Here is an 8,779-nt window from a genome sequence, read left to right on the forward strand (position 1 = left end):
CCCCCCCCCCCCCCCTTTTTTTTTTTCACCCCCACCCCGGATAACGAGCTCGGCGCTTGTGTGGGGGGGGGGTTTTTGTTAGGTCGACCGCCGGCGCGGCCAGCGCCACGCCCGCGGTCAGCGCGAGGCCGAGGGCAACGATCTGCGAGCGTGTGAGGGACGCCATGGATGCGGTCACTCTCTGCGATCCGGTTTCGACGGATGCCGGCAAAGGACAGCCTCGGCGCCGAGCGTTAAGAACGCATTAACCGCGTGCGCGAAGGGTTTGCGCGGGGGTGGCGGAAGCCCTATGTCTGCGCCGCCCGCAGCGCGGCGCCGGACCACCGGCCCAGGCCGGAGCGGGCAACGAGACCGGCTGGGACGCCCGAGATGACCGAGACCACTGCGCGCCGCCTTCGGGGCTCCATGACCGCCCTGGTGACGCCGTTCCGCGACGGCGCCTTCGACGAGGCGGCGTTCCGAAAGTTCGTGGCCTGGCAGATCGAGCAGGGCAGCCACGGCCTGGTGCCGACCGGCACCACCGGCGAGAGCCCGACGCTGACGCACAGCGAGCACGACCGCGTGGTCGAGGCCTGCATCGACGAGGCCGGCGGCCGCGTGCCGGTGATCGCCGGCGCCGGATCGAACTCCACGGCTGAGGCGGTCGAGCGGGCGCAGCACGCCGAGAAGGCGGGCGCCGACGCGGTGCTCGTGGTCACGCCGTACTACAACAAGCCGACGCAGAGCGGGCTCTACGCCCACTTCAAGGCCGTCAACGACGCGGTCGGCATTCCGATCATCATCTACAACATCCCTCCGCGCTCCGTCGTCGACATGAGCGTCGAGACGATGGCGCGCCTGTTCGAGCTCAAGAACATCGCCGGGGTGAAGGACGCGACCGCCAAGATCGATCGCGTCAGCCTCCAGCGGCAGGCCATGGGCGAGGGTTTCATCCAGCTTTCGGGCGAAGATGCGACCGCGCTCGGCTACAACGCCCATGGCGGCCACGGCTGCATCTCGGTGGTGTCGAACGTGGCGCCGCGGCTCTGCGCCGACCTGCAGGAGGCGACGCTGTCGGGCGACTTCGCCAAGGCGCTGCAGCTGCAGGACCGGTTGCTGCCGCTCCAGGTCGGGCTGTTCGCCGAATCCAACCCCTCGCCGGTGAAGTACGCCCTGGAACGCCTCGGCCACATGAGCGCCGACGTGCGCCTGCCGCTCGTGCCGGTCTCGGACGCGACCAAGGCGATCGTCGACGCCGCCCTGCGCCATGCCGGCCTCCTGGCCGGCTGACGCCAGGCACCGAAGAGACCGATGGCTCCCAAACCCGAACCGAACCGGCGCATCGTCGCCGACAACCGCGCCGCGCGCTTCCACTACGCGATCGAGGACACCCTGGAGGCCGGCATCTCGCTGACCGGAACCGAGGTGAAATCGCTGCGCAGCGGGCGCGCGACCATCGGCGAGGCCTATGCCGGCCCGTCGGGCGGCGACCTGATGCTGTTCAACGCCTACATCCCGGAATACGTCCAGGCGAGCCGCTTCAACCACGAGACCAAGCGCCCGCGGCGCCTACTGATGCACCGCCGCCAGATCGACAAGTGGATCGGCGCGACGCAGCGCCAGGGCTACACGGTGGTGCCGCTGAAGATCTACTTCAACGAGAAGGGCCGCGCGAAGGTCGAGCTCGGCCTCGGCAAGGGTAAGCAGGCCCACGACAAGCGCGAGGCCGCCAAGGAGCGCGACTGGCAGCGCGACCGCGCCCGGATCATGCGCGACCGGGGGTAGCTCCCGGACGGTCGCGCGGGTCGGCTCGTCGATGCCCGGGCCGGGCTGCGAGAGTCAGAGAGCACGCCTTCCCTCCCCGCTCTGCGGGGGAGGGAAGCGACGCGCGGATGTTCGATTAAGAAAGCAGATTTTGAGGCGGGAACGAGAGATGGCGTGCGCGATGCCCGTCTCGCCAGACTGCCTGCTCGAACCGGAGCCGCGCCATGGACCCGAACCTCGCCCTGCCCGCCGACCTTCCCGCCCCGATCGACGACGGTGCGGCGGCGCACCTGACCGGGATGAGGCTGCCGGACGTGTCGCTCGCGGCGACCGACGGCGCCCGCATCTCGCTGGCGAAGCTCGCCGGGCGGACGGTGGTCTTCGCCTATCCGCGCACCGGCGAGCCGGGACAGCCGAACCTGGTGGCGGACTGGGACGCGATTCCCGGTGCACGCGGCTGCACGCCGCAAGCGTGCGGCTTCCGCGATCTCCATGACGACCTGAAGGCCCGCGGCGTCGCGCAGGTGCACGGGCTCTCGACGCAGACGGGCGCCTACCAGCGCGAGGCGGCGACGCGCCTGCAGCTTCCGTTCACGCTGCTGTCGGACGCCTCGCGCGCCTTCGCGATGGCGGCGCGGCTGCCGACCTTCGAGGCGGCCGGCACCATCCTGCTGTGCAGGCTCAGCCTCGTCGTCGACGACGGCGTCGTGACGAAGGTGTTCTACCCGGTGTTCCCACCCGATCGAAGCGCGGCCGACATCCTGGCCTGGCTCGATGGGGAGGGAACCGCGAAGGCCTAATCCTCCGCGGGGGCGTCCGGCGTTCCGTTCGCGCCCTGTCGGATGCCGTAGCGGCTTTCCAGGCCTGGGTTGGCGCGGGCGGGCCGCTCGGCGTAGTCGCGCGGCCGGTCGCCGGCCGGACGAGCCTGACGCTCGCCGGGGTCTCGCCCGACCTTGCCGATCAGCTGCACGAGGTCGACGAACTCGTCGGCCTGGCGGCGCAGGTCGTCGGAGATCATCGCCGGCTGGGTCTGGATGGTGGAGACCACCGTGACCTTCACGCCGCGGCGCTGCATCGCCTCGACCAACGAGCGGAAATCGCCATCGCCGGAGAACAGCACCATGTGGTCGATGTACTGGCTCAGCTCGAGCGCATCGATCGCAAGCTCGATGTCCATGTTGCCCTTGACCTTGCGGCGGCCGAGCGAGTCGGTGAACTCCTTGGCGGGCTTGGTGACGACGCGGTAGCCGTTGTAGTCGAGCCAGTCGATCAGCGGACGGATCGAGGAATACTCCTGATCCTCGATCATCGCGGTGTAGTAGAACGCCCGAATCATGTTGTCGCGGGACTGGAATTCTTTCAGAAGCCGCTTGTAGTCGATGTCGAAGCCGAGGGCCTTCGTCGTCGCGTAGAGGTTGGCGCCGTCGATGAACAGGGCGCTGCGCTGTAGTGCACTCATGGCACGATCCATTTCTAAAATATAACCAAAACAATCATGGCACGTACCGCCCGCGGAAAAGCAGGTAACGACACGCATCAAGGTTACGGGTGCAAAGTCGGCCCAACGGAGGACAGTGGACGCTGCTTGTTCCAAAAATCGCCGGCGACGGTGCGCAATAGTGACCGTACGGCATGTGTGAAGCGCACGATGGAATGTGTCAACCTTCGACGGAAAACGTCCTTTCGACGATCGGTCGACACAACCTCGTCGATCTTTTTCTCATTCGCGCCGCAACAACAGCGAAACATCTGCTGCCGGGACGATCAAACGCGCGTGAGCCCGTCGGCCGGCGCTCAGGCCTTCGGCATGGCGCGGCTGCCCGGCTTCACCGGCGGCAATGCGGCCAGCTCGGGCGGCAGCGCGTCGGGGGGATAGGCCGGGATGTCGAGGGTGACGAGCGAGAGCAGCGGGAGGCCGATCTCGCCGCGGCCGCCCGAGCGGTCGATCAGGCAGGCGGCGCCGACGATCTCGCCGGGCTCGCTTTGCAGCGAGGCGAGGCATTCGCGCGCGGACAGCCCGGTCGTGACGATGTCCTCGACGATCACCGCGCGCTGGCCGGCCGGGATGCTGAAGCCGCGCCGCAGGGTGAACGGGCCGCCGGCATCGCGCTCGACGAAGATCGCCCGCGCCCCGAGGTGCCGCGCGGTCTCGTAGCCGGGCACGATGCCACCGATCGCCGGCGAGACGACGATGTCGATTGGGCCGAAGCGCGCCGTGATCACGGCGGCGAGCGCCCTGCACAGGCGCTCGGTGCGCGGCGGCTCGGAGAAGATCGCCATCTTCTGCAGGAAGACCGCCGAGCGCAGGCCAGAGCTCAGGATGAAGTGGCCTTCGAGCAGCGCGCCCGCATCGCGGAACTCCGCGAGAACCTCATCCGGACTCATGCGCACGGCTCCTCGCGGGGTGATGGCGAACGCTGCGCTTGTGGCAGCGGGAGCAGGTGGAGGCAAGCGGAAGGGGAAGCGTCGCGGCGCGCCGCGTTTCGGCCGCTCGACCCTGGTTTCCGGCTCCGCGCCGTCGTTCCCGAGTGCAGAAGGCGAAGCCGGCATCCGGAGCCGCGGGTGCCGATCGAGACGGCGGCCATGGGCGGATCCAGCGTCCGGGCTGCGCTGTGCGGCTTCGGGATGAAGGCCGTGCGTCGATTGCGGGCGCGCCTCGTCCGCCGAGGCAGAAGCACGGATCGGAGGATGTTGCGCCGCCTACCCGTTCACCCGGTCGACCCGGCTCACCGTCCGCTTGCCGCGCAGCTCCGCGATGATCGCGTTCAGATGCTGCAGGTCCCAGACCGAGAGGTCGATGACGATGTCGGTGAAGTCCTGGGTGCGGCGCTTCATCGAGAGGTTGTCGATGTTGCCGTCGTGGTCGGCGATCACCTGTGCGATCTGCGCCAGCACGCCGGGCTCGTTGATCGATTGCGTGGCGAGCCGCGCGGGGAAGCGCTCGGTGGCGCCCGCCTCGATGTCCCAGCGCACGTCGAGCCAGCGCTCGGGCTCGTTGTCGAACGCGGCCAGGGCCGCCGACTGGATCGGGTAGATCGTCACGCCGACGCCGGGCGTCAGGATGCCGACGATGCGGTCGCCGGGCACCGCGCCGCCGTCCGGGGCGAAGCTCACGGGCAGGTCGCCGGCGAGGCCGCGGATCGGGATCGCGTCGGTTCCGTCCGCCGCGCCGCCGCCCGGGAAGGTCAGGCGCATGGTCTGGTCCTTCGACCGGATCAGGCGGCCGGCGCCGTTGACCACCGGTTGCGGCACCCCGGCCGGGCCCGATTTCCGCTCGTCCTTGTAGTCTGGGTAGACGCCGCGCACGACGTCGCCCGAGAACATCTCGCCGCGCCCCACCGCCGCGAACACGTCCTCGGCCGAGGCGCGGGCGAGGCGCGGGAGCGCGCCGCGCAGCTTGTCGTCGGTGAAGCTCTTGCCCGCGCGCTCGAACGCCCGATCGAGGATCTGGCGCCCGAGGCCGGCATATTGTCGACGCACCGCCGAGCGGGTCGCGCGCCGGATCGCAGCGCGGGCCTTGCCGGTGACGACGAGCGATTCCCAGGCGGCCGGCGGCGCGGCGCCGTCCGAGCGCGAGATCTCGACCTCGTCGCCGTTGGCGAGCTCGTGCAGCAGCGGCGCCATCCGGCCGTTGATCTTGGCGCCGACCGCCGAGTTGCCGACGTCGGTGTGCACCGCGTAGGCGAAGTCGATCGGCGTGGCGCCGCGCGGCAGGGCGATGAGCCGGCCCTTCGGCGTGAAGCAGAACACCTGGTCCTGGAACAGCTCGAGCTTGGTGTGCTCGAGGAACTCCTCGGGGCTGTCGCCCTCGGCCAGCAGCTCGATCGTGCGGCGCAGCCACTGGTAGGCGCCGCTCTCGGCCGCCAGCCGCGGGGCGACGCCGCCCTCCGGCTCGCGGCCGGCCGGCAGCTTGCCGGCCTCCTTGTAATGCGCGTGCGCGGCGATGCCGTACTCGGCGATGTCGTCCATCGCCCGGGTGCGGATCTGCAGCTCGACGCGCTGGCTCTTCGGGCCGATCACCGTGGTGTGGATCGAGCGGTAGTCGTTCTGCTTCGGCGTCGAGATGTAGTCCTTGTAGCGCCCCGGCACCATCGGCCAGGTGGTGTGGACGACGCCGAGCGCCGCGTAGCAATCGTCCAGCGTCTCGACGACGACGCGGAAGCCGAACACGTCCGAGAGCTGCTCGAAGGCGACGGATTTGCGCTCCATCTTCGACCAGATCGAGAACGGCCGCTTCTGGCGGCCGGTGACGGCGGCCTCGATCCCGCGGGCGGAGAGTTTTGCGGTGAGGTCGCGCTCGATGGTGTCGACCAGGCTCTCGGTCTTCGCGGTGAGGTCGGAGAGCCGCCGCGTGACGGTGGCGTAGATCTCCGGCTTCAGGTTGCGGAAGGACAGGTCCTCTAGCTCCTCGCGCAGCTCCTGCATGCCCATGCGGCCGGCCAGCGGCGCGTAGATGTCCAGCGTCTCCTGCGCGATCCGCTCGCGCTTGTCGGCGCGCATGTGCTGGAGCGTGCGCATGTTGTGCAGGCGGTCGGCGAGCTTGACCAGCAGCACGCGCACGTCCGCCGCCACGGCCAGCAGCAGCTTGCGGAAATTCTCGCCCTGCGCCGCGCGCTTCGAGACAAGGTCGAGGCGCTTGAGCTTGGTCAGGCCGTCGACCAGCGCGCCGATCTCGGGGCTGAACAGCTCGCGGATCTCGTCAAGCGTCGCCGCCGTATCCTCGACGGTGTCGTGCAGCACCGCCGCGACGATGGTCGCGTCGTCGAGGCGCAGATCGGTGAGGATCGCCGCGACCTCGAGGGGATGGGCGAAGAACGGGTCGCCGGACGCCCGCTTCTGCGTGCCGTGCGCGCGCATGGCGTAGACGTAGGCACGGTTGAGCAGCGCCTCGTTCGTCGCGGGGTTGTAGCGCTTCACCCGCTCGACGAGTTCGTACTGGCGCATCATCCGCCGGGAGACCCTTTCCGATCGCGAGGAGGCGCAAGTCTCACGCAAGCCGCGGCCGCGCGCCAGCCCCGAATGCGTCGCAGCCCGAGAAAGCCGAGGCGGCGCGCAAGCAAAAGGCCCGGCGTCTCCGCCGGGCCCGTGAAAGTCCGAAGTCCGGCGACGACGCCGAAGAGGCTACTCGCCCTCGTCGTCGGTCTCGACGGGCGGCGCCAGGTTCTCGAGGCCGCGGAGCAGGTCCTCCTCGCTCATGCGGTCGAACTGCGGCGCGGAATCGTCGCTCGCGGCGGTCGGCGAGACGGCGGCGGCGGTGGGCGAGCTCGACAGCAGCGGCACGGCCTCGGCCTCCGGCTCGTCGACCTCGACGTACTTCTGCATCGAGTGGATCAGCTGTTCCTTAAGGTCGTCGGCGGTGATGGTCTCGTCGCCGATCTCGCGGAGCGCCACGACCGGGTTCTTGTCGCGGTCGCGGTCCACGGTGAGGGGCGCGCCGGCGGCGAGGAGACGCGCGCGGTGACTCGCGAGCAGGACCAGCTCGAACCGGTTCTCGACCTTCTCGATGCAATCTTCGACGGTGACGCGAGCCATGCGCGGCGGCTCCTTCCAGCGGATACGGGGATGTCGGGCGGTGCCGGCTCATACACCGGTTGCGGTTTGGCAACAAGCACAGCGGTTTATTGCGTCGTGCATCCCGCGAGACCGTGCCGCCGACGGTGCGAATCGCCGAGCCGCGACGGCCCGGGGCGCAGGCCCCGTTTGTGCGCTGCATTGTTGACACCCGCGGCGGGTGGTGCGACTGCGCCGCCCTTTCCGACAATGGGTTAGGCGACGGAGCGACCGTGCGGGCACTCATCTTTCCGGGCCAGGGCAGCCAGGCCGTCGGCATGGGCAAGGCGCTGGCCGAGGCCTTCCCGCAGGCGCGCGCCGTGTTCGCCGAGGTCGACGACGCCCTGGGCCAGCCGCTCTCCCGCCTGATGTTCGAGGGCCCGCTCGACGCGCTGACGCTGACCGCCAACGCGCAGCCGGCGCTGATGGCCGCGAGCCTCGCGGTGCTGCGGGTGCTGGAGGCCGAGCGCGGGCTCGATCTTGCGCGCGACGTCGCCTTCGTAGCCGGGCATTCGCTCGGGGAATATTCCGCCCTCGCCGCCGCCGGCAGCCTCACGATCGCCGACACTGCGCGCCTGCTGCGCATCCGCGGCGAGGCGATGCAGGCAGCGGTCGCCCCCGGCGACGGCGCCATGGCGGCGCTGATCGGCGCCGAGGTCGAGACCGCCGCGGCAATCGCGGCGGAGGCGGCCGAGGGGGCGGTCTGCGACGTCGCCAACGACAACGGCGTCGGCCAGGTCGTTCTCTCGGGCGACCGGGCCGCGGTCGAGCGCGCCGTGGCGCTCGCGCAGGCGCGCGGGATCAAGCGCGCGGTGATGCTCAACGTTTCGGCACCGTTCCACTGCCGCCTGATGCAGCCCGCCGCCGAGGCGATGCGAGCGGCGCTCGACGCGGTCACGCTGAACCCGCCGGCCGTGCCGCTCTACGCCAACGTGCTCGCGGCGCCGGTCTCGGATCCCGATGCGATTCGCCGAAACCTCGTGGCGCAGGTGACCGGAACCGTGCGCTGGCGCGAGAGCATCGCGGCCATGGCGGCGGCGGGCGTCGACGCGTTCTCCGAGATCGGCTCCGGCAAGGTTCTGTCGGGCCTCGTCAAGCGCATCGCGGCCGGTGCCGCGGCGGTGCCGGTCGGGACGCCGGACGACGTCGCCGCGTTCTCCGTGGCGTGATCGAGGCCCGCGCGCGCCTTCCTTCTCCCCTCTGCGTGAGAAGGTGGCCCGCGAAGTGGGTCGGATGCGGGGAGCGACGCCTCCGGATACGGCGCTCCTCCCCCGACCCCCGCTGACGCGGGGGCCACCCTCCCCCGCAGAGGGGGGAGGGAGACGCGCGGAGCCGATACCAAGACTTCGACACCCACAGATGAGGTGATCCCCATGTTCGATCTCACCGGCAAGAAAGCCCTCGTCACCGGCGCCACCGGCGGGCTCGGCGGCGCCATCGCGCGGGCGCTGCATGCGCAGGGGGCGGCGGTGGCGCTGTCGGGCAC

Annotated in this window: 8 protein-coding genes and 1 pseudogene; 5 read left to right on the top strand and 4 right to left on the bottom strand. The window is 70.2% G+C overall.

Annotation, left to right across the window (positions count from 1 at the left end; all coding sequences use genetic code 11):
- The first annotated feature begins 369 nt into the window (after window positions 1–369).
- The 3 genes from dapA to FV230_RS20030 all read left to right on the top strand — a co-directional run bounded on the left by dapA (window position 370) and on the right by FV230_RS20030 (window position 2,543).
- On the top strand, window positions 370–1,269 hold the full coding sequence (dapA, locus tag FV230_RS20020) for a 4-hydroxy-tetrahydrodipicolinate synthase (protein ID WP_147843636.1): 900 nt from the start codon (window positions 370–372) through the stop codon (window positions 1,267–1,269).
- A gap of 21 nt (window positions 1,270–1,290) precedes the next feature.
- Window positions 1,291–1,764 carry an SsrA-binding protein SmpB gene (smpB, locus tag FV230_RS20025; protein ID WP_147727737.1) on the top strand — a complete coding sequence of 158 codons (474 nt, stop codon included), beginning with the start codon at window positions 1,291–1,293 and terminating at the stop codon, window positions 1,762–1,764.
- Between the two features lie 203 nt (window positions 1,765–1,967).
- Window positions 1,968–2,543: a peroxiredoxin gene (locus FV230_RS20030; RefSeq protein ID WP_147843637.1), complete on the top strand. Its 576-nt coding sequence runs from the start codon at window positions 1,968–1,970 to the stop codon at window positions 2,541–2,543.
- Here the strand turns inward: FV230_RS20030 and FV230_RS20035 are convergent.
- From FV230_RS20035 to rpoZ, 4 genes are all read right to left on the bottom strand, one after another.
- Window positions 2,540–3,202: an NYN domain-containing protein gene (locus FV230_RS20035; RefSeq protein WP_147843638.1), complete on the bottom strand. Its 663-nt coding sequence runs from the start codon at window positions 3,200–3,202 to the stop codon at window positions 2,540–2,542. The genes FV230_RS20030 and FV230_RS20035 overlap by 4 nt on opposite strands.
- A 335-nt stretch (window positions 3,203–3,537) precedes the next feature.
- Window positions 3,538–4,128, bottom strand: coding sequence for an orotate phosphoribosyltransferase (gene pyrE, locus FV230_RS20040; protein ID WP_147843639.1), 591 nt, complete (start codon window positions 4,126–4,128; stop codon window positions 3,538–3,540).
- Between the two features lie 315 nt (window positions 4,129–4,443).
- Window positions 4,444–6,690 carry a bifunctional (p)ppGpp synthetase/guanosine-3',5'-bis(diphosphate) 3'-pyrophosphohydrolase gene (locus tag FV230_RS20045; RefSeq protein ID WP_147843640.1) on the bottom strand — a complete coding sequence of 749 codons (2,247 nt, stop codon included), beginning with the start codon at window positions 6,688–6,690 and terminating at the stop codon, window positions 4,444–4,446.
- A 174-nt stretch (window positions 6,691–6,864) separates the two neighbouring features.
- Entirely contained in the window at window positions 6,865–7,275 is a 411-nt protein-coding gene (gene rpoZ, locus FV230_RS20050; RefSeq protein WP_147727742.1) for a DNA-directed RNA polymerase subunit omega, read from the bottom strand.
- Between the two features lie 251 nt (window positions 7,276–7,526).
- On the opposite strand from rpoZ, the gene fabD reads away from it, so the two are divergent.
- A complete protein-coding gene (fabD, locus tag FV230_RS20055) occupies window positions 7,527–8,462 on the top strand; it encodes an ACP S-malonyltransferase (RefSeq protein WP_147843641.1) in 936 nt (311 codons plus the stop codon).
- 204 nt (window positions 8,463–8,666) lie between these two features.
- Window positions 8,667–8,779: pseudogene (locus tag FV230_RS20060) on the top strand (beta-ketoacyl-ACP reductase); the annotation flags it as partial.

Source organism: Methylobacterium sp. WL6, from assembly GCF_008040095.1.
Taxonomy (GTDB): domain Bacteria; phylum Pseudomonadota; class Alphaproteobacteria; order Rhizobiales; family Beijerinckiaceae; genus Methylobacterium.